At 60.2% G+C, this 19,749-nt stretch carries 13 protein-coding genes and 1 pseudogene; 3 read left to right on the top strand and 11 right to left on the bottom strand.

Features of this window, described 5'->3' with window-relative positions; translation table 11 throughout:
- The first annotated feature begins 30 nt into the window (after positions 1–30).
- On the top strand, positions 31–777 hold the full coding sequence (locus B498_RS13520; RefSeq protein ID WP_008500873.1) for a GntR family transcriptional regulator: 747 nt from the start codon (positions 31–33) through the stop codon (positions 775–777).
- Here B498_RS13520 and B498_RS13525 read toward each other — a convergent pair.
- From B498_RS13525 to B498_RS13535, 3 genes are read right to left on the bottom strand one after another with little or no spacing between them, the layout of a single operon-like run.
- Positions 751–1,704 (bottom strand): PfkB family carbohydrate kinase, encoded by a 954-nt coding sequence (locus tag B498_RS13525; protein ID WP_008500872.1) that lies wholly within the window; start codon positions 1,702–1,704, stop codon positions 751–753. The genes B498_RS13520 and B498_RS13525 overlap by 27 nt on opposite strands.
- Positions 1,701–2,705, bottom strand: a complete 1,005-nt coding sequence (locus tag B498_RS13530; protein ID WP_008500871.1) for an ADP-ribosylglycohydrolase family protein — start codon at positions 2,703–2,705, stop codon at positions 1,701–1,703. The genes B498_RS13525 and B498_RS13530 overlap by 4 nt, the downstream gene beginning before the upstream one ends.
- Positions 2,702–3,979 carry a nucleoside permease gene (locus B498_RS13535; protein ID WP_008500870.1) on the bottom strand — a complete coding sequence of 426 codons (1,278 nt, stop codon included), beginning with the start codon at positions 3,977–3,979 and terminating at the stop codon, positions 2,702–2,704. The genes B498_RS13530 and B498_RS13535 overlap by 4 nt, the downstream gene beginning before the upstream one ends.
- Before the next feature lie 250 nt (positions 3,980–4,229).
- Between B498_RS13535 and fbaB the strand changes: the two genes are divergently transcribed.
- Positions 4,230–5,282, top strand: coding sequence for a class I fructose-bisphosphate aldolase (fbaB, locus tag B498_RS13540; RefSeq protein WP_008500869.1), 1,053 nt, complete (start codon positions 4,230–4,232; stop codon positions 5,280–5,282).
- Between the two features lie 53 nt (positions 5,283–5,335).
- Here fbaB and yegS read toward each other — a convergent pair whose 3' ends face one another.
- On the bottom strand, positions 5,336–6,235 hold the full coding sequence (gene yegS / locus B498_RS13545; RefSeq protein WP_008500868.1) for a lipid kinase YegS: 900 nt from the start codon (positions 6,233–6,235) through the stop codon (positions 5,336–5,338).
- Positions 6,236–6,376: 141 nt separating this feature from the next.
- Here yegS and B498_RS13550 point away from each other — a divergent pair.
- Positions 6,377–6,876: pseudogene (locus B498_RS13550) on the top strand (DUF523 domain-containing protein).
- Between the two features lie 161 nt (positions 6,877–7,037).
- Here the strand turns inward: B498_RS13550 and yegQ are convergent.
- From yegQ to B498_RS13585, 7 genes are all read right to left on the bottom strand, one after another.
- Positions 7,038–8,399, bottom strand: a complete 1,362-nt coding sequence (yegQ, locus tag B498_RS13555; protein ID WP_008500866.1) for a tRNA 5-hydroxyuridine modification protein YegQ — start codon at positions 8,397–8,399, stop codon at positions 7,038–7,040.
- A gap of 168 nt (positions 8,400–8,567) precedes the next feature.
- The gene (baeR, locus tag B498_RS13560; protein ID WP_008500865.1) at positions 8,568–9,290 is read right to left on the bottom strand and encodes a two-component system response regulator BaeR; all 723 of its coding nucleotides are present in this window, start codon (positions 9,288–9,290) and stop codon (positions 8,568–8,570) included.
- Positions 9,287–10,690 carry a two-component system sensor histidine kinase BaeS gene (gene baeS, locus B498_RS13565; protein WP_008500864.1) on the bottom strand — a complete coding sequence of 468 codons (1,404 nt, stop codon included), beginning with the start codon at positions 10,688–10,690 and terminating at the stop codon, positions 9,287–9,289. The genes baeR and baeS overlap by 4 nt, the downstream gene beginning before the upstream one ends.
- Complete coding sequence (locus B498_RS13570; RefSeq protein ID WP_008500863.1) at positions 10,687–12,102, bottom strand: MFS transporter; 1,416 nt, start codon at positions 12,100–12,102, stop codon at positions 10,687–10,689. Before B498_RS13570 ends, baeS begins: the two co-directional genes overlap by 4 nt.
- Entirely contained in the window at positions 12,103–15,180 is a 3,078-nt protein-coding gene (gene mdtC / locus B498_RS13575; protein WP_008500862.1) for a multidrug efflux RND transporter permease subunit MdtC, read from the bottom strand. It lies immediately after the preceding gene.
- Positions 15,181–18,303 (bottom strand): MdtB/MuxB family multidrug efflux RND transporter permease subunit, encoded by a 3,123-nt coding sequence (locus tag B498_RS13580; RefSeq protein ID WP_008500861.1) that lies wholly within the window; start codon positions 18,301–18,303, stop codon positions 15,181–15,183. It abuts the gene before it with no gap.
- Positions 18,303–19,505 carry an MdtA/MuxA family multidrug efflux RND transporter periplasmic adaptor subunit gene (locus B498_RS13585; protein WP_008500860.1) on the bottom strand — a complete coding sequence of 401 codons (1,203 nt, stop codon included), beginning with the start codon at positions 19,503–19,505 and terminating at the stop codon, positions 18,303–18,305. Before B498_RS13585 ends, B498_RS13580 begins: the two co-directional genes overlap by 1 nt.
- Between the last annotated feature and the right edge of the window lie 244 nt (positions 19,506–19,749).

Here is a 19,749-nt window from a genome sequence, read left to right as displayed (position 1 = left end):
GCAGAATACATCACGCCTGAGAAAACAGAGATGGAACAAGCGCATACCCGGTTAATCGCTCAACTGAATGAACGGATCGCCGCGCCCGATAACACGCCGCTGTACCTGAAGTTTGCCGAAACGGTAAAAAATGCGGTGCGCAGCGGGGTGCTGGAGCACGGGAATATTTTGCCCGGCGAGCGCGATCTGAGCCAGTTGACCGGGGTGTCGCGCATCACCGTGCGTAAAGCGATGCAGGCGCTGGAAGAAGAGGGCGTGGTGACGCGCGCCCGTGGCTATGGCACGCAAATCAACAATATCTTCGAATATTCGCTGAAAGAGGCGCGCGGTTTTTCCCAGCAGGTGGTGCTGCGCGGCAAGAAGCCGAATACGCTCTGGGTCAACAAGCGGGTGGTGAAGTGTCCGGAAGAGGTGGCCAACCACCTGTCGATCTCCCCGGACAGCGAGGTCTTTTTGCTCAAGCGCATTCGCTATGTCGATGATGATGCGGTGTCGATTGAAGAGTCCTGGGTCCCCGTCGGGTTAATTCCCGACCCGGATGCGATTGGCATTTCGCTCTATGACTACTTCCGCAGTCAGAATATCTTCCCGCAGCGCACCCGCTCAAGGGTGAGCGCCCGCATGCCCGACAGCGAGTTTCAGGCGCACATTAAGATGGACGAAAAAATACCGGTGCTGGTGATCAAGCAGGTCGCGCTTGACCAGCAGCACCGGCCGATTGAGTACAGCATCAGCTACTGTCGCAGCGATCTATACGTCTTTGTGTGCGAGGAGTAGTACCTCGCGCGTCGGGGCGCAATCCCCGCCGCGGTGGCTGACCACCCATGACGCCACGGCATTCCCCAGCAGAACGGCATCTGCCAGTGACCAACCCGCAGCCAGCCCGGCCAGCGTGCCGCCCGCGTGGCTGTCGCCTGCACCAATGGTATCCACAACCGTAGCCGGAAACGCCGGAACAACGCCCGAGGCGTCACCGTCATACCACGTAGCACCGTCTTTATCATGGCGCACAATCAGCGCGGCGCCGAAGCGCTGCTGCCACTCCGCACCGAGGTTTTCAGCCTCCACACCCAGTCTTTCAGCCGCGAGCCCCGCTTCCTGACGATTGAGCGACACGATTGGCCTGCAGGCCATGATTCTCTCCATCAGCGCATCAGGAACATCCGCGATGCGTGGGCCGAAATCGATAAAGGCCGTCACGTCCTGTAATCCCTCCAGCCAGCCTGTCAGCAGCTCGCCGCACGGCGAGGCCAGCTGGTAGCCGGAGAGATAAACCAGGCTGTTTTGCGGAACGTGAAGCGCATCCAGCCAGCGCTGCTGCCACTGGTTTTCCACGCCGCTAAAGGACATAAAGGTGCGCTCGCCGTCAGGCTCCACCAGCGCCAGACACCAGCCGTTGTCGCCGGTTTCAGCCTCTACGGCGCTGTGCAGATCCTGCTTCGCCATGGCGTTGCGGATAATATCCGCCCACACGCCATGGCCGACGGGAAGGGCATTTTGCGCGGCGATCCCGAGGCGTTTCAGGGCGATGGCAATGTTCAGCGCGCAGCCGCCAATATTCACGCCCTGCTGCTTAAGTTCGATATCGCACCCGCGCCAGGGCAGGGCGTAGGCGTCGGCGATGACGTCAATCACCGCGGCGCCCAGCACCGTCACCGGGCGCGTGGCGTGCAGATTTTCGAGACGTTGGGCAAATGCCTTCATACGCCCTCCCTTTGCTCCCTGAAGTGCAGCAGTTTCTCGCAATAATGGCCGAAGTTAAGCTGGTTGACGGCGTCGAGTTCGGCTTTGAGCGCCGGATCAATCGCCTGCACGCCGTGGAGCGCGCCGCAGATGGCCGTCGCCATGGCGCCAATAGTGTCCGTATCACCGCCCAGATTGGCGCATAAGATGGCGCAGCGGTTCGGGTCGGTTCCTGCCAGTTCCACCATCGCAATGGCCGCCGGAACGGACTCAATGGTGCTGGTTCCCGCGCCAATCAGCTGATAAACCTGCTCGCTGGCGGACTCAATACCGTTGGCTTCCCGTACGGTCTTAAGCGCCAGCTCAATACGCGCCGCCAGCGACGCGCTGAAGGTGGTGGTTTTCATCTCCTGCGCATAGCGGGCGATCCCCGGCAGGGCATCAACGATGTTCTGCCAGCTTTCGCCGTCGATGGCGCGGGAAACCGCCCAGGCCATCACCACCGCGCCGGCAATCGCGAGGTCCGATTTATGGGTCGGGCTGGAGGCCTGCGCCACCTGTTCAACAAAGTGTTCCAGCCGCGTCGCCGGGAGCAGGCAGCCCAGCGGGGAGGCGCGCATCGCCGCCCCGTTCGTCACGCCGTTGTTCTCCAGCGCGCTGACCGGTTTCCCGTCACGAATCGCATTCAGCGCGATTTTGGAAGTGGGGCCAAGCACGTTCTTGTTGAACGCGTCGAAATCGAGCGCCCAGTTAAGGATATGCTTGCCGATAACGTCTGCGTTAATCTCCCCGTCGCACTCGATGATCGCATCGGCCAGGCACAGCGCCATTGAGGTATCGTCGGTGAACTCTGCCTGCCCGAAATAGCAGGCCGCGTTATTTTCTGCCGGGCCGGGTAAAAAGCGGTCGATCCAGCCGAAGTGCGCTTTGACGCGCTTTCTCGGCCACAGCTCCGACGGCATGCCCATCGCATCCCCTAACGCCTGCCCGTAAAGGGCACCGAGAACACGTTCTTGTTTCATTTAACTTCCCCTTGTGTCAGCGCGGCATCGCCATCAACCACCGCAATTGCAGCGATCTCTTTGTCCGATTCGCGGAAAAACAGCATAAACAGCACGGCAATCACGGCAATCATGATTGCGCCAAATGTCCACATTCCGGCCCAGTTGAAGGTCAGCCCCCTCACCGGCTCTTTGTAGGCGAACATTTTTTCCATCATCACGCCGCCCAGGCGGTAACCCAGCAGGCTACCAAAGCCCTGGCAGCACAGCGTAATCAGGCCTTGCGCGGCGGTACGCATGTGCACCGGCGCTTTTTTATCCACGTAGATGTACGCGGTAACGTAGTAGAAGTCGTAGCTCACGCCGTGCAGCAGAATGCCGAGGAACAGCAGGGCGTAGGTGAAGTACTGTTCCGCACCGCCGTAAACGAAGAACCCGTAGCGGATGGCGGCCGTGATCAGACCCAGCAGTAAGACCTTCTTAATACCAAAGCGTTTGGTAAAGAACGGCAGCGCCAGCATAAAGAAGATTTCAGAGAACTGGCCGAGCGTCATCCAGCCGGTGGCGTTTTTCATCCCCACTTCAGTGAGATAGCCGTTGGCGAAAATGTAGTAGAAGGCCAGCGGCATGGCGAACAGGAACGAGCAGAAAAAGAACACGAGGAAGTTTTTGTCGCGCAGCAGGATCAGCGCGTCCAGCCCCAGCATCACTTTGAAGTCCAGCTTGCCGGTACTTTTCGGCGGCGTGTTCGGCAGGAACAGGGCAAAGACGCCGAGCAGGGCGGAGCTGGCGGCGGTCATCAGCAGCGGAATATTGGTATCGGAAATATCGCTATAGCCCAGCATCTGCGGCAGGAAGCCGCACGCCAGCCCGGAGGCGATCCAGCCGATCGTACCCATCACGCGGATGCGCGGAAAATCGGCCTCGACGTCGTCCACGTTGGCGAAGGCAATGCTGTTGGTCAGCGCGATGGTGGGCATGTAGGTCAGGGAGTAAACCAGCAGCAGCGGGAAGAAGGTACTGAACTGGGTTTGCTGTGCCGCGAAGTACATCAGAATCGCGCCGGCAAACATCAGCACCGCCAGTACTTTCTGTGCGGCGAAGAAGCGGTCCGTCAGCGATCCGACCAGAATTGGGGAGAGGATAGCGGCAATGGCGGTACAGGCATAAGACCAGCCGATTTCCCCGGCGGTAAAACCGCTTTTGCTCAGCCACAGCCACAGCGGCACAAACCACGCGCCCCAGATAAACCATTCAACAAACATCATGAATGACAGTTGGACTTTCGTTTTCATTTTTTAATCCTGCATGTCAGAGAGGGTACGCCTTTAACATACCATTCAATAATACCTTTTAAATACCTTTGTGGCGATTGTTTGATCAATGTAACAGTTTTGTTGTACACGAATCGAGCCAGCAGATTGTGCTGAAAAAAATTGCAAAGGGTGGAAAATCTGTTAAGTCGGTACCAGGCTTAGTCTGCCCATAAAAGATGGGACTGGATAAACGCACACCGACATGACGTCGAACTTACGGGAGTATCACATGACTGATATTGCGCAGTTGCTTGGCAAAGACGCCGACAGCCTTTTACAGCATCGTTGTATGACCATTCCAGCCGACCAGCTGTATCTGCCTGGTCATGACTACGTTGACCGCGTGATGGTCGATAACAACCGTCCGCCTGCCGTGCTAAGAAATATGCAGACGCTCTATAACACCGGTCGGCTCGGCGGCACCGGATATCTCTCTATTCTGCCGGTAGACCAGGGCGTTGAGCACTCGGCGGGCGCCTCCTTCGCGGCGAATCCGCTCTATTTCGATCCCAAGAACATTGTTGAGCTGGCGATTGAAGCGGGCTGTAACTGCGTGGCGTCCACCTACGGCGTGCTGGCCTCCGTCTCGCGTCGCTATGCCCACCGCATTCCGTTCCTCGTGAAGCTGAACCACAATGAAACCCTGAGCTACCCCACCGAATATGACCAGACGCTCTATGCCAGCGTCGAGCAGGCGTTCAATATGGGGGCGGTTGCCGTTGGGGCGACCATCTATTTTGGCTCAGAACAGTCTCGTCGTCAGATTGAAGAGATCTCTGCGGCGTTTGAGCGCGCGCACGAGCTGGGTATGGTGACCGTGCTGTGGGCGTACCTGCGCAACTCGGCGTTCAAAAAAGACGGTGTGGATTACCACGTGTCGGCCGATCTTACCGGCCAGGCGAACCATCTGGCGGCGACCATCGGCGCGGATATCGTGAAGCAGAAAATGGCCGAGAATAATGGCGGATATAAAGCAGTGAACTTTGGTTACACCGATGACCGCGTTTACAGCAAGCTGACCAGCGATAACCCGATCGACCTGGTGCGCTACCAGCTGGCGAACTGCTACATGGGCCGCGCAGGGCTGATTAACTCCGGCGGCGCGGCGGGCGGCGATACCGATCTGTCAGACGCGGTGCGTACTGCGGTAATCAACAAACGCGCGGGCGGCATGGGGCTGATCCTGGGCCGTAAGGCGTTTAAGAAATCGATGGCTGACGGCGTGAAGCTGATCAATGCGGTTCAGGACGTCTATCTGGACAGCAAAGTCACGATTGCCTGACCTGAGGGCGAAGCGTAGGCCGGGTAAGGCGTAGCCGCCACCCGGCAATACCATCAGCGCAAAAGCACACAGTCTGGCGGCAACCGACACTGCAGCGCGCCGGGCAACACCTCAATGCGGAACTGCGTCCCGCTGAGCGGTTCCCCGTCGAGGTTAAAGGTCATACCGTGCGGGGCATTTACCTCAAACCATGCGGATTTCCCGTCAATGATATTCGGACTCTCTTCCGGCTGCGTCAGCGTGGTAAACAGCGCGGGCAGCAGGCCGTCACCCGTGAAAATCCGCAGCTGTAGCTGACCGTCATTGATCAGCGCCTCCGGGCACAGCTGCTGCCCGCCGCCTGCCTGACGCCCATTGCCAATGCCAATGACCAGCGCGTCGCCCTGCCACTGGAAATCTTCGCCGCGAATTTCGCAGCGGTCAGGCTTGAGGGTATCCATGCGCATCAGACCGTGGATCAGATACGACACGCCGCCCAGCGCAGCCTTCAGTTTTTCCGGCGTTTCGCTGGTGATGCGCGTGCCGAACCCGCCGGTGGCCATATTGATAAAGCAGGTTTTGTCATTCACCTGCGCAATATCTACCGCGGTCGTTTTACCGAGGATCGCCAGCTGAAGCGCTTTCTCTAACGCCTCCGGGATCCCGGCGCTGGTGGCAAAATCATTGGCGGTGCCGAGCGGTAAAATACCCATCACCGGGCGGTCTGCCGGGGGCAGGTCGATCAGCGCTGACGCGATCTCATTGATGGTGCCATCGCCGCCGCCGGAAATGATGGTCTCAACGCCAAGCCCGAGGGCTTCATTGATATAGCGTGCCGCGTCGCCTTTTTCCCAGGTTACCCTTACGTGTATGCGCGCCCCGTCGTCACGCAAACCCTGAATGGCCTGACGCAGCAGATCGTTGCCTGCACTTTTGCCGTTGAGAATCAATAAACTGTCTGGATAGGTTGCCATCCGCGCTGCTCCCTTTTTTAGCGTTAGTAAGAGTGTATAGCAGAGAGGGAAAAAGCGGGTAAGAACAGGATGAAAGGAACAAAACAGGCACAAAAGCGCGTTACACTTCAGCGATGAGATTAATGTAATCACAGGAAAGTGATGATGAATAAAATTTTGGTAAGCGCTTGCCTGATGGGCTTCAGGGTCCGTTATAACGGAAGTGAAAAAGCGCGAATGAACGCGCAACTCGCTCGCTGGCAACAGGAACAACGTCTGGTTATCCACTGCCCAGAGCTTGCAGCCGGGTTGCCTGTGCCTCGTCCACCGGCAGAGATTATGTCTGCTGATGGGAAAAACGTGATGCTCGGGCAAGCCAGAATTATGGAAAATACCGGGCAGGATGTGACCGCACATTATCAGCTTGCAGCCTGGCTCGCGCTACGCGCTGCTCAGGCGTCGGGGTGTAGCGCTGCATTGTTAACCGATGGCAGCCCAACGTGCGGCAGTGAGTTTATTTATGACGGATCGTTTCGCGGTATACAGAAAGCGGGGAGGGGGTTGCTGCGTCGTTGCTCGCTGAGAATGGGATCGCCGTGTTCTCAGAGAAGCAAATCGACGAACTCATTGCCTGGATTGAGGAGAGAGAAGGCAAAAAATAAGCCCGCGTAAGGGAGATTACGCAGGCTAAGGAGGTGGTTCCTGGTACAGCTAGCATTTATGGGTTATGTTTTTCAGCGGGGGGATAATACCCGTATTGAACGAAGCGGTATGTGATCCGATTCTAAGAATTATCCCAGCGCGAAAAAATTTCCCTGATTGACTATTTGCCGTGTGGGTTTCGGGTGCTTTCACCGTTGAAGTTACGCATCAGCAGTGCGAACTTCAGCTCCACCTCTTCCGGAACCGGCAGCCAGACGGTGTGCCCGTCGCCCGGCGCGACCTCAATCGCTTCGCCTTTGCCGTTTTCCAGATGCTCCAGCGTGAAGTTCATGTTGCCCTGCGGGGTCATCAGCTCCAGGCTGTCGCCTTTGGTGAACTTGTTTTTCACCGCCACGGCCGCCAGCGCGCCTTTGCGCTCGCCGGTGAAGTCACCGACAAACTGCTGGCGCTCGGAAACGGAGTAGCCGTGCTCGTAGTTCTGGTAGTCGTCGTGGGTGTGACGGCGCAGGAAGCCTTCGGTATAGCCGCGGTGCGCCAGGCCTTCCAGCGTTTCCAGCAGGCTGGTATCGAACGGTTTACCGGCGGCCGCATCGTCGATGGCTTTACGGTACACCTGTGCGGTACGCGCGCAGTAGTAATAGGATTTGGTGCGCCCTTCAATCTTCAGGGAGTGGACGCCCATCTGGGTCAGGCGCTCGACGTGGGCGATGGCGCGCAGATCTTTCGAGTTCATGATGTAGGTGCCGTGCTCGTCTTCAAAGGCGGTCATGTACTCGCCCGGACGTTTGGCTTCTTCAATCATAAACACGCTGTCGGTTGGCGCGCCGATGCCCAGCGTAGGCTCAACGTTGGTCACCGGGATCGGCTCGTGCTTGTGGACGATGTTGCCGATGTCGTCCTCTTTGCCTTCCTGGACGTTATATTCCCAGCGGCAGGCGTTGGTGCAGGTGCCCTGGTTCGGGTCGCGCTTGTTGATATAGCCGGAGAGCAGGCAGCGGCCGGAGTAGGCCATGCACAGCGCGCCGTGAACGAAGATTTCGATTTCCATATCCGGCACCTGGGTGCGGATCTCTTCGATCTCTTCCAGCGAAAGCTCGCGGGACAGGATGACGCGGGTCAGCCCCATCTGCTTCCAGAACTTCACCGTCGCCCAGTTGACGGCGTTAGCCTGTACGGAGAGGTGGATATCCATCTCCGGGAAGTTCTCCCGAACCAGCATGATTAAACCCGGGTCCGACATGATCAGCGCGTCCGGCCCCATATCCACCACCGGCTTCAGGTCACGGATGAACGTTTTCAGCTTGGCGTTGTGCGGCGCGATGTTGACCACCACGTAGAATTTTTTACCCAGAGCGTGCGCCTCGTTGATGCCGAGCTGCAGGTTCTCGTGGTTGAATTCGTTATTACGCACGCGCAGCGAGTAGCGCGGCTGGCCCGCATACACGGCGTCGGCGCCATAGGCGAAAGCGTAACGCATATTTTGCAGCGTTCCCGCCGGGGAAAGGAGTTCCGGTTTAAACATGTTTGTTCTCGTTCTGATGACAGGTCAGATCCGCGTGCACCTGGTGCAGCGGTAAGGGGAGATCCCCCACTTTAAGGGCGGGCATTGTAGCGCTGCGGGGCAGGGAGGTAAAGTTATTGTGCCGGGTGGCGGTTTCGCCTTACCCGGCCTGGATTGACCCTCTGCTGGCTAGGCTATCCTGCACGCATCCGCTTCCCAGCGATACCCCACGCCATACACCGCGCGAATAAACGACTGTTCGGCGTCCAGCGCCTCCAGCTTGCGGCGCAGGTTTTTGATGTGGCTGTCGATGGTGCGGTCGGTCACGACGCGGTAATCGTCATACAGATGGTTCAGCAGCTGTTCGCGGGAGAAGACTTTTCCCGGCTCGTGGGAGAGGGTTTTCAGCAGGCGGAACTCCGCAGGCGTCAGGTCCAGCAGCTTGCCGCGCCAGCTCGCCTGGAAGCGGCTTTCATCCACAATCAGCGGACTTTCGGCGTCCAGCACCTGAAGCTCGCGCTGCGGCCTGCAGCGGCGCAGAATGGTTTTCACGCGGGCGACCACTTCACGCGGGCTGTAGGGTTTGCAGATATAATCGTCCGCGCCGATTTCGAGCCCCAGCAGGCGGTCAATCTCTTCAATTTTGGCGGTGACCATGACGATCGGTACGTCGGAGAAGCGGCGAATTTCCCGGCACAGGGTCAGGCCATCAACGCCAGGCAGCATTAAATCCAGCAGGATCAGATCCGGCGGAGTCTGGCGCACGTACGGCAGCACCTGGTCGCCGTGGCCGATCAGAGACGGGGCATAGCTGGCCGCGCGTAAATAGTCGATCAGCAGCTGTCCCAGCTTGGGTTCGTCTTCGACGATCAAAATGCGCGGCGTGTTTTCGTCAATCGGTAACTCGGTCATACTTCTCTCGATAAATCCCGTTCCAGAGGTAACTCTACTGTAATGCTAACCCCGCCAAAAGGCGAATGGGCGGCGCGGATCGTGCCATTATGCGCCTCGACGATGTTAACGCAAATCGCCAGCCCCAGGCCGGAACCGCCGCTGGCGCGGTTGCGGGAGCCTTCGGTACGGTAAAAGCGCTCGAACAGTTTTCCCAGCTGCGCGTCCTGCACGCCGGGGGCGGAATCGGCGAAGGTGAGGGCAAAGCGCCCGTTTTCCTGTCTGCCGGAAATCAGCAGCCCGCCGCCGCTGTCGGTGTAGCGCAGGCTGTTTTCCAGCAGGTTGTTGAACAGCTGCATCAGCCGATCTTTGTCGCCAAACACCACCGCGCTGTCCGGCAGGGAGAGGTCGATTTTCAGGTTGCGGCTGGCAAAGCGCTCGCGGAAGGCGCCGCTCGCCACTTCCAGCACGTTAATGACGTCTATGGGCGCCTTCTGGTAGGCCAGCGCGCCTTCGTCGGACATGGAGAGCTGGTGGAGATCGTCCACCAGCTTGGTGAGCGTGCCCACCTCCGCCTGTAGGGAAGCCACCGATTCCGGCGTAAACTGGCGCACGCCGTCCTGAATGGCTTCGAGCTCGCCGCGCAGCACCGCCAGCGGCGTACGCAGCTCGTGTGAAATGTCGGCCATAAAGTCGCGGCGCATCTGCTGGTTCTTCTCCAGGGTGCTGGCGAGCTGGTTAAAGTCCTGCGCCAGCTTGCCCAGTTCGTCCTGGCTGCGGGTATCGACGCGGGTGGTGAAATCCCCGGCGGCGAGCTTGTGCGTGCCTTCCACCAGACGTTTTACCGGGGCGAGCAGGCCGCGCGCCAGCGGGAAGGTGGCGAGCGCGGCGAGCAGCGTGGAGAGGGCGACAATCAGCCAGCTTGTGCGACGCTGCTGGCGGTCAAAGTTGATGTCGGTGTTGCGCGTCAGGCGCTCCACCGGCGAGGCGATAACCCAGCCGACGGTCGCGTTATTCACTTTAATCGCCCGACGGGTGCCGTCCGGCGGTATCGGCGCGCGCGGGCCAACCAGGGGGCGCATGTCCTGGTCGATCACCCAGAACTGGGTGCGCCAGCCGTGCGGCGGCATGCCCGGGCCCGGACGGTCGTCACCGGTATCGTGCTCCAGCGAGCGCAGGATCTGGAAAATAAAGCGGTCGTTATTGCGCAGAAAACGCCAGTTGCCGTGCTGGGCGTACTGTTCACTCAGCGCATCGCTTAAGCCCTGCAAACGCTGCTCATTGCCATGCTTGATGTAATCAATAAAGCCGCGCTCAAAGCTGACCCGCACCGCCCAGTGCATGGTGATCAGCAAAACAATACAGGTGGCAAAAATCGCCAGAAAGAGCTTGCCGGTAATACCCGGACGCCAGAATTTCATGAGCCACTCCTTTTGCCGCGCCTAATCACGACGTTCTTGCTGGTATCATCCGGCACGCGGGCGAAGATGAACGCGGGCAGGGCGATGATGACCGCCATGCTGAGGTAGGTATACATAAAGACCTGATGCGCCACCGGCGTGTCGACGCTGAGATGGTGCTGGCCGTACATGCCGAGCAGCAACCCCGCGATCGTCACGCCCACGCTCATGGAGAGCTGCATAATCATCGACAGCAGGCTGTTGCCGCTGCTCGCCAGATCGTCCGGCAGGTCCTTCAGCGTCAGGGTATTCATCGACGAGAAGCGCATGGAGTTGATGATCCCCTGGCAGAACAGCACCAGCGGCAGGACGTAGTACCAGCCCATCAGCGCCACGGCCATAAACAGCAGGCTGACCAGCGCCAGCCCCAGCGTGGCGGCCACCAGCACGTGACGGTAGCCAAAGCGGTTCACCACCTGCACCACCATGCGCTTCATCCCCATGCTGCCGAGCACCATTGGGATCATCATCAGGCCCGCGTGGAATGGCGAAAAGCCCATGCCAATTTGCAGAAAAACGGGCGTCATAAACGGCAGCATGCCGCTGCCGACGCGTCCGGCAAAGCTGCCGAACAGCCCGAGACGGTAGGTAGGGTTTTTAAACAAGTTCAGGCTGAACAGCGCCTGGTCATTGCTGCGAGCATGCCACAAATACCCTGCAATGGTGGAAATGCCGATAACCACCAGCAACCCGAGCATCAGGGTCGAAATCCCCAGCCCCTTTTGCCCGTCGAGTGCCAGGGTAAGCGTGGCCATGCCCGCCGCCAGCAGAATAAAGCCGAAGAAATCAAAGCGCCGGGTCTGCATTTTGTAGTTCGGCATCAGCGCCAGGGTGGCCATCGCGCCGATGATGCCTACCGGGAGATTGATTAAGAAGATCCAGTGCCAGGAGGCGTACTCCACCAGCATACCGCCCAGCGCAGGCCCAAGCAGCGGCCCCACCTGACCGGGCAGGGTGACAAAGGTCATCGCCGCCATGTACTGCTCGCGCGGCACAATCTTCATCACCGTTAGTCGCCCGACGGGCACCATCATTGCCCCGCCGATGCCCTGCAGCACGCGCGCCATGACCAACTGGTCGAGGGTGTTGGCCTGCGCGCAAAATAGCGAGCCGGTGGTAAACAGCACGATGGCGGTAAAGAAGATATTCCGCACGCCGACCTTATCGGCCAGCCAGCCGCTGGCGGGCAGCATCACGGCAACCGTCAGCACGTAGGAGACAATCACCATGTGCATATGCAGCGGGCTCTCCCCGAGGCTTTTCGCCATGGAGGGGAGGGCGGTGTTGACGATGGTCGTATCCAGCGACTGCATAAAGAAGCCGAAGGCGACTATCCATAATTGCCAGCGAACGTTGCTGGGAAGCTCTGTCATTTACCCGTTTACCGTTTCTCTGTTTTTACGCGAAAAGCGCAGCCGCAGGCGGTCGAAGAACAGATAGACCACCGGCGTGGTGTACAGCGTCAGCAGCTGGCTCATCACCAGGCCGCCGACAATGGTGATCCCCAGCGGCTGGCGCAGCTCTGAGCCGTCGCCGCCCGAGATCACCAGCGGCAGCGCGCCAAACAGCGCCGCCAGGGTGGTCATCATGATCGGACGAAAGCGCAGCAGGCAGGCCTGGAAGATGGCCTCTTGCGGCGAGAGGTTGCCGTTGCGCTGGGCGTCCAGCGCGAAGTCCACCATCATGATGGCGTTTTTCTTCACGATGCCGATCAATAGCATGATCCCGATGAGTGCGATAAGGCTGAACGGCGCGCCGAACAGCTCCAGCGCCAGCAGTGCCCCCACGCCCGCCGACGGCAGCGTCGAGAGGATGGTCAGCGGGTGCACGTAGCTTTCATACAGCACGCCCAGCACAATATAGACCGTGGCGATGGCGGCCAGAATTAAAATCACCTGCGAGTTCATCGTCTCCTGGAATACCTGCGCGGTCCCGGCGAAGCTGCCGCGCACGGTGGACGGCACGCCAAGCTGCGTCATCGCGCGGTTGATTGCGTCGCTGGCCTCGGAAAGTGACGAACCGGCGGGCAGGTTAAAGGAGATGGTCGACGCCGCCGACAGCCCCTGGTGGTTCACCGACAGCGGCGCGTTGGCAGGCTGCCAGCTTGCGAAGTAGGAGAGCGGAATCGCCTTACCGTCGTTGTTGATGACAAACATTTTATCCAGGGCGCTGATGTCCTGGGTGTAGCGCGGATCAACCTCCATCACCACCTTGTACTGGTTCATCGGCTGGTAGATGGTGGAGATCTCGCGCTGGCCGAAGGCGTTGTTCAGCAGGCTGTTGGCGGCTTCAACGTTAATGCCCAGCCGCGACATGGTTTCACGGTCGTAGGTCAGGGCCATCTCGGCACCGTTGTCCTGCTGATCGGAGTTTACGTCCGCCAGTTGGGGCAGGGCGGCCAGCGCCTTGCGGATCTTCGGCTCCCACTCGCGCAGGGCGGCTAAGTCGTCCGAGAGTAACGTGTACTGATAGCTGGCGTTCGCCTGTCGCCCGCCGACGCGGATATCCTGAACGGCCATCAAAAACAGGTTTGCCCCCGGCTCTTTGGCGAGCTTCACCCGCAGGCGGTCAATCACCTGCTGGGCGGTTTCGTTGCGCTCGCCGCGCGGTTTCAGGGTAATAAACATCATCCCGCTGTTGACGCGCGACCCGCCGGTAAAGCCGGTAACGTTATCCACGGCTTTGTCTTCACGAATGATCTTCATAAAGTCCTGCAGCTTGCCGCGCATCGCCTGGAAGGAAATGCTCTGGTCCGCCTGAATGCCGCCCATCAGCACGCCGGTATCCTGCTCCGGGAAAAAGGTTTTCGGGATGGAAATATACAGCCACACGTTGAGCACGATGGTGCCGATCAGCACCAGGCCGACCAGCCTTGTGTGGTTCAGCACCCACTTCAGCGATTTGCCGTAGCCTTCCTGCATCGCCATCAGCACGCGGCCAAAGCCTTTGCGGCGCGGCTGCGAGTGCGGCTTGCTGCGCTTGAGCATCCAGCCGCACATCATCGGCGTCAGCGTTAAGGAGATGACCAGCGAAATGCCAATGGCAACCGACAGCGTGACGGCAAATTCGCGCAGCAGCCTGCCCGGCAGCCCGCCCATCAGCAGCAGCGGCAGAAAGACCGCCACCAGCGACAGGCTCATGGAGAGCACCGTAAAGCCCACCTCGCGCGTGCCCTGCAGCGCGGCCTGCAGCGGTTTCACGCCCGCTTCCAGATGGCGGGAAATGTTTTCCAGCACCACGATGGCGTCATCCACCACGAAGCCGGTGGCAATCGTCAGGGCCATCAGCGACAGGTTGTTGAGGCTAAACCCGCACAGGTACATGGCGGCAAAGGTACCGATCAGCGAGACCGGCACGGCCACCGCCGGGATCAGCGTCGCGCGGCCGGATCGCAGGAACAGAAAGACCACCAGGATCACCAGCGCGACGGAGATCACCAGCGTTTGCTCCACCTCTTCCAGCGAGGCGCGAATGGTCGGGGAGCGATCCTGAGCAATTTGCAGATCGATTGCTGCCGGGATGGTCTCCTGCAACTCCGGGAGACGGGCGCGAATGCTGTTCACCGTCTCAATAATGTTGGCCTCCGGCAGCTTGCGGATCATCAGCAGAATCGCCGGCTTGGCGTTGGTCATCCCGGCGTTGCGTACGTCCTGCACCGAGTCGGTAACGCTGGCCACGTCGCTTAAGCGCACCGCCGCGCCGTTGTTATAGTGGATGATGAGCGGCTGATATTCCGCCGCGGTTTTCAGCTCGTCGTTGGTGTGGATCTGCCAGCGGTGGCTGTTGTCCTCAATCGCCCCCTGCGGTTTGCGCACGTTGGCGTTGCTGATGGCGGAGCGCACGTCGTCCAGCGACACGCCCTGGTTAAACAGCGCCTGCGGGTTTAACCCCACGCGCACCGCGGGCAGGGAACTCCCGCCGACGCTCACGTCCCCGACGCCGTTAATTTGTGAGATGGTCTGCGCCAGCTGGGTAGACGCAAAATCGTACAGCTGCCCCTGCGAGTAGGTATCCGAGGTCAGCGTCAGGATCATGATCGGCGCGTCGGACGGATTGGCCTTGCGGTAGGTCGGACGGCTCGGCATCCCGCTCGGCAGCAGGCTCTGTGCGGCGTTAATGGCCGCCTGCACGTCGCGCGCCGCGCCGTTGATATCCCGGTCGAAGCTGAATTCCAGAATAATGCGCGTGCTGCCCAGCGAGCTGCTGGAGGTCATCTCGTTGACCCCCGCAATCCGCCCGAGCGAACGCTCTAGCGGCGTGGCAACGGACGAGGCCATGGTTTCCGGCGAGGCGCCCGGCAGCGAGGCGCTGACCATGATCACCGGGAAATCCACCTGCGGCAGGGGCGCCACCGGCAGCAGCCGGAAGCCCAGCACGCCGCAGAGGGTAATGGCGAGCGAGATTAAAATCGTCGCCACCGGGCGATAAATGAAGAGGGCGAAAAACTTCACTTATGCCTCCTCTTCACGTTTCGGGAAGCGGCTTTTGGTCCACAGCGCCAGGCGGTCAAACAGCAGGTAGATCACCGGCGTGGTGAACAGCGTCAGCACCTGGCTCACCAGCAGACCGCCGACCATGCCGATACCCAGCGGACGGCGCAGCTCCGCGCCGACGCCCGTGCTGAGCATCAGCGGCAGCGCGCCCAGCAGGGCGGCCAGCGTGGTCATCAGGATGGGGCGAAAACGCAGCAGGCAGGCCTGGAAAATCGCATCGCGCGGCGACATGCCCTGCTCGCGCTCGGCGGCCAGGGCGAAGTCGATCATCATGATGGCGTTTTTCTTCACGATCCCGATGAGCAGGATGATACCGATGATGGCAATCACGTCCAGCTCGCTGCCCGCCAGCATTAATGCCAGCAGTGCCCCCACGCCCGCCGTCGGCAGGGTAGAGAGGATGGTGATCGGGTGGATAAAGCTTTCGTACAGCACACCGAGCACGATGTACATCGCCACGACCGCCGCCACGATCAGCCAGATGGTGTTGCCCAGCGCGGCCTGGAACGCCAGGGTGCTGCCCTGGAACTGGGTCTGAATATCAGCCGGGAAGCTTACCGCTTTTTCCGCCGCCTGAATGGCCTCCACCGCTTCACCCAGAGAGTAATTGTCCGGCACGTTAAAGGAGATGGTGGTGGACGGGAACTGATCCAGATGGTTAATCGACAGCGGGGTATAGCGTTCTTCCACCGTGGCGATAGCGTTCAGCGGCACAATGCCGCCATCTTTGCTGGTCAGGCGCACCGAGTCCAGCCCCGCCAGGCCGGGCGTGTTGTCGGTGTTGTGCTCCAGCACCACGCGGTACTGGTTCGCCTGGGTGTAGATGGTGGAGATCAGACGCTGACCGAAGGCGTTGTACAGGGCGTTATCCACGTCCGCCATGGTGATGCCCAGACGGCTGGCGGCGTCGCGGTTGACGTTCACGTACGCCGCCAGCCCTTTGTCCTGCCAGTCGCTGCTGACGTCGGCGAGCTGCGGCAGGGTTTTGAGTTTATCCACCAGCTGCGGCACCCAGGTGCTGAGCGCGTCCAGCGAGGTGGCCTGCAGCGTGAACTGGTACTGCGTGCGGCTGACCTGGGTATCGATGGTCAAATCCTGAATCGGCTGCAGGTACAGCTCAACGCCCGGCACGCGGGCGACGGCGCTTTGCAGCCGCTCAATGACGGCGTTGACGCGATCGTCGCGCTCATCCAGCGGCTTAAGGTTGATCTGCAGACGCGCGCTGTTGAGCGACGGGTTGGTGCCGTCCACGCCGACGTAAGCGGTCAGGCTCTCTACCGCCGGATCCTTCATGATGATGTCAGATACCTGCTGCTGGCGCTGCGCCATATTGGCAAAAGAGACCGACTGTGGGGCCTGAAGCGTGCCCTGAATAATGCCGTTGTCCTGGATCGGGAAGAAGCCTTTCGGAATGAAAATCCACAGCATCACGCTGAGCGCCAAGGTTCCCAGCGCCACGCCGAGCGTGGCCCACGGGTGGTTAAGGACTTTCGCCAGCACGCGACCGTAGGCGGCAATAATGCGCTCGAACATGCGCTCGGAGGCGCGCGAGAAGCGGTTTTGCTTGCGCAGGGACTCATGGCTCAGCATGCGGGCGCACATCATCGGCGTCAGGGTCAGCGACACCACGGCGGAGATCAGAATGGCGACCGCCAGCGTCACGGCAAACTCGCGGAACAGACGCCCGACGATATCGCCCATAAACAGCAGCGGGATCAGCACCGCAATCAGCGAGAAGGTCAGCGAGATAATGGTAAAGCCGATTTCACCTGCGCCTTTCAGCGCGGCGGCCAGCGGTTTTTCACCTTTCTCGATATAGCGCGAGATGTTCTCGATAACGACGATAGCGTCATCCACCACGAACCCGGTGGCGATGGTGAGCGCCATCAGCGTCAGGTTGTTGATCGAAAAATCGAGGAACACCATCACCGCAAAGGTGCCGACCAGCGAGAGCGGTACGGCGACGGCGGGAATAATGGTCGCCGGAACGTTGCGCAGGAACAGATAAATGATCATCACCACCAGCGCAATCGCCAGCATCAGCTCGAACTGGGTGTCGGTGACCGACGCGCGAATGTTGGTGGTACGGTCGGAAAGCACCTTCACGCTGACCGATTTGGGCAGGCTTTCGATCAGCTGCGGCAGCATGGTGCGGATGCTGTCGGCGGTTTCGATGATGTTTGCGCCCGGCTGGCGCTGCACGTTCATCACGATCGCCTGCTGCTTGTTGGCCCAGGCCCCCAGCCAGCTGTTTTCCGCGCCTTGTTCTACGGTCGCCACGTCGCCCAGACGCACCGGCGCGCCGTTCTGGTAGGCGATAATCAGCTGACGATATTCGTCGGCGGACTGCATCTGGTCGTTCGCCGAGAGCGTGACGGCGCGGGTTGGGCCGTCCAGCGAGCCCTTCGCCGAGTTGACGTTGGCATTGCTGATGGCGCTGCGGATGGTTTCGCTGGTGAGGCCCAGCGCGGCGATGGCCTGCGCGTTAAGCTTGACGCGCACCGCCGGGCGCTGTCCGCCCGCCAGGGTGACGAGGCCGACGCCGGAGACCTGAGAAATTTTCTGCGCCACGCGCGTTTCGACCATGTCTTCGACCTGGGTCATTGGCATGGCGGAGGAGGTGACGGCCAGCGTCATGATCGGCGGATCGGCCGGGTTCACTTTGCTGTAGACCGGCGGGTTAGGCAGGTCCGACGGCAGCAGGTTGGTGGCGGCGTTAATCGCGGCCTGTACCTCCTGCTCGGCGACGTCCAGCGACAGCGTCAGCTGGAACTGCAGCGTCACGACGGACGCCCCGCCTGAACTCTGGGAGGACATCTGTTTTAGCCCCGACATCTGGCCGAACTGGCGCTCCAGCGGGGCGGTGATGGCGGACGTCACGACATCCGGGCTGGCGCCGGGATAGAGCGTCACCACCTGAATAGTGGGGTAATCCACCTCCGGCAGCGCCGAGACCGGCAGGAAGCGATAGCCGATAATCCCGGCGAGCAGGATCGCCACCATCAGCAGCGTGGTGGCGACAGGACGGAGGATAAACAGGCGTGACGGCCCACCTGTAGAGCCCGGCGGCAGCACCTGCATCAGGAGGTCGCTCCCTGTTTCGCCGGTTCCACCACTTCCACTTTGGCCCCTTCGGTCAGACGGTCAATGCCGTCGGTGACCACGCGGTCGCCTGCGGAAAGCCCGGCGCTGATGACCACCGTCTGGCTGTCCTGGATACCGGTTTTAACCAAGTGCTTGCTGACCTTATTGTCGCTGTTAAGCACCCAGACAAAGTTACCTTCGTTACCCATCTGCAGCGCAGCGGTGGGGATCACGACCGCGTTTTCTTCGGTCGCCACCAGCATGCGCGCATTGACGAACTGGTTCGGGAAGAGGGCATCGTCCTGGTTATTAAAGCGCGCCTTCAGCTTGATGGTGCCGGTGGTGGTGTCGATCTGGTTATCCAGACTGAGCAGAGACCCTTCACTCAGCTTCTGCTTGTTGGTGCGGTCCCAGGCTTCCACCACCAGGCCTTTACCGGCTTTTTGTGCCTGCATGACGGTCGCGATATCGCTTTCCGGCAGGGTAAAGACTAAATCAATCGGGTGGGTCTGGGTGATCACCACGATGCCCGTGGTATCGCCGCTGGAGATTTGGTTGCCGATATCGACCTGCTTCAGGCCGACGCGTCCGTCAATCGGCGCGGTGATGCGGCTCCAGTCCAGCTGCAGCTGGGCGCTGGCCACCGAGGCTTCATCGGCTTTGATCGTGCCCTGCGTTTCACTGACCAGCGACTGCTGGGTATCCAGCTCCTGACGGGACACCAGGTTTGTTTTCACCAGCTGCTGGTAGCGGGCTAAATCGCGCCGGGCGTTGGCGAGGGTCGCGTTGTCTTTCGCGAGCTGTCCCTGCGCCTGGGCAAGGGCGACCTTAAACTGGCTCGGGTCGATTTCCGCCAGCAGATCGCCCGCTTTGACCTGCTGACCTTCCTGGAAGTGGATCGCGATGAGCTGGCCGTCGACGCGGCTGCGCACCGTGGCGGTGTTGGCAGCGGTAATGGTCCCGAGACCGGTGAGATAGCGAGGAACGGCTCTATTCACCGCCGTCGCCGCCTGAACCGGCGCCAGCGCGCCGCCGCGCATGCCGTGACGACCTCCACCCGTGGGGCGCTGGGCCTGGCTGGTGGCGCCGGCCGGTGCGGCGGTGTTCGCGGATTGACTGTGCCAGTACCAGGCGGCGGCAAGGGCCACCACAATGATGCCAGCGGCTATTGCCCAGCGGGATTTGTTACTGCCTTTCATCGTTATACGTTCTCATCCTGAATACTTCGGGGAATGATACTAGTTTAGTCAGGCAACACAGCGGAAAAATGGAGGAAATATGGAAGACTGTCGGGAATTGTCTGAGTGTTGCCGGGTGACGCTTCGCTTACCCTGCCTACAAGGTAAATGCGGACGGCAACGGATGTTGCCGTTTTTGGTGTTTTGTGGGAGAGGGCACCAGACCGCACTACAAAAACACACGTTTTGTAGGCCGGGTAAGGCG

It is taken from the genome of Enterobacter sp. SST3, assembly GCF_000286655.1.
Classification (GTDB): domain Bacteria; phylum Pseudomonadota; class Gammaproteobacteria; order Enterobacterales; family Enterobacteriaceae; genus Enterobacter; species Enterobacter roggenkampii.
This window is presented reverse-complemented; position numbering and strand designations above follow the sequence as displayed.

Excerpts from the sequence above, each read along its gene's own strand:
- B498_RS13520 (WP_008500873.1), top strand. The coding sequence starts at position 31 with ATGGAACAAGCGCATACCCGGTTAATCGCTCAACTGAATGAACGGATC.
- B498_RS13530 (WP_008500871.1), bottom strand. The coding sequence starts at position 2,705 with ATGAAACAAGAACGTGTTCTCGGTGCCCTTTACGGGCAGGCGTTAGGG.
- B498_RS13525 (WP_008500872.1), bottom strand. The coding sequence starts at position 1,704 with ATGAAGGCATTTGCCCAACGTCTCGAAAATCTGCACGCCACGCGCCCG.
- fbaB (WP_008500869.1), top strand. The coding sequence starts at position 4,230 with ATGACTGATATTGCGCAGTTGCTTGGCAAAGACGCCGACAGCCTTTTA.
- B498_RS13580 (WP_008500861.1), bottom strand. The coding sequence starts at position 18,303 with ATGCAGGTGCTGCCGCCGGGCTCTACAGGTGGGCCGTCACGCCTGTTT.
- baeS (WP_008500864.1), bottom strand. The coding sequence starts at position 10,690 with ATGAAATTCTGGCGTCCGGGTATTACCGGCAAGCTCTTTCTGGCGATT.
- yegS (WP_008500868.1), bottom strand. The coding sequence starts at position 6,235 with ATGGCAACCTATCCAGACAGTTTATTGATTCTCAACGGCAAAAGTGCA.
- B498_RS13570 (WP_008500863.1), bottom strand. The coding sequence starts at position 12,102 with ATGACAGAGCTTCCCAGCAACGTTCGCTGGCAATTATGGATAGTCGCC.
- B498_RS13585 (WP_008500860.1), bottom strand. The coding sequence starts at position 19,505 with ATGAAAGGCAGTAACAAATCCCGCTGGGCAATAGCCGCTGGCATCATT.
- baeR (WP_008500865.1), bottom strand. The coding sequence starts at position 9,290 with ATGACCGAGTTACCGATTGACGAAAACACGCCGCGCATTTTGATCGTC.
- yegQ (WP_008500866.1), bottom strand. The coding sequence starts at position 8,399 with ATGTTTAAACCGGAACTCCTTTCCCCGGCGGGAACGCTGCAAAATATG.
- B498_RS13535 (WP_008500870.1), bottom strand. The coding sequence starts at position 3,979 with ATGAAAACGAAAGTCCAACTGTCATTCATGATGTTTGTTGAATGGTTT.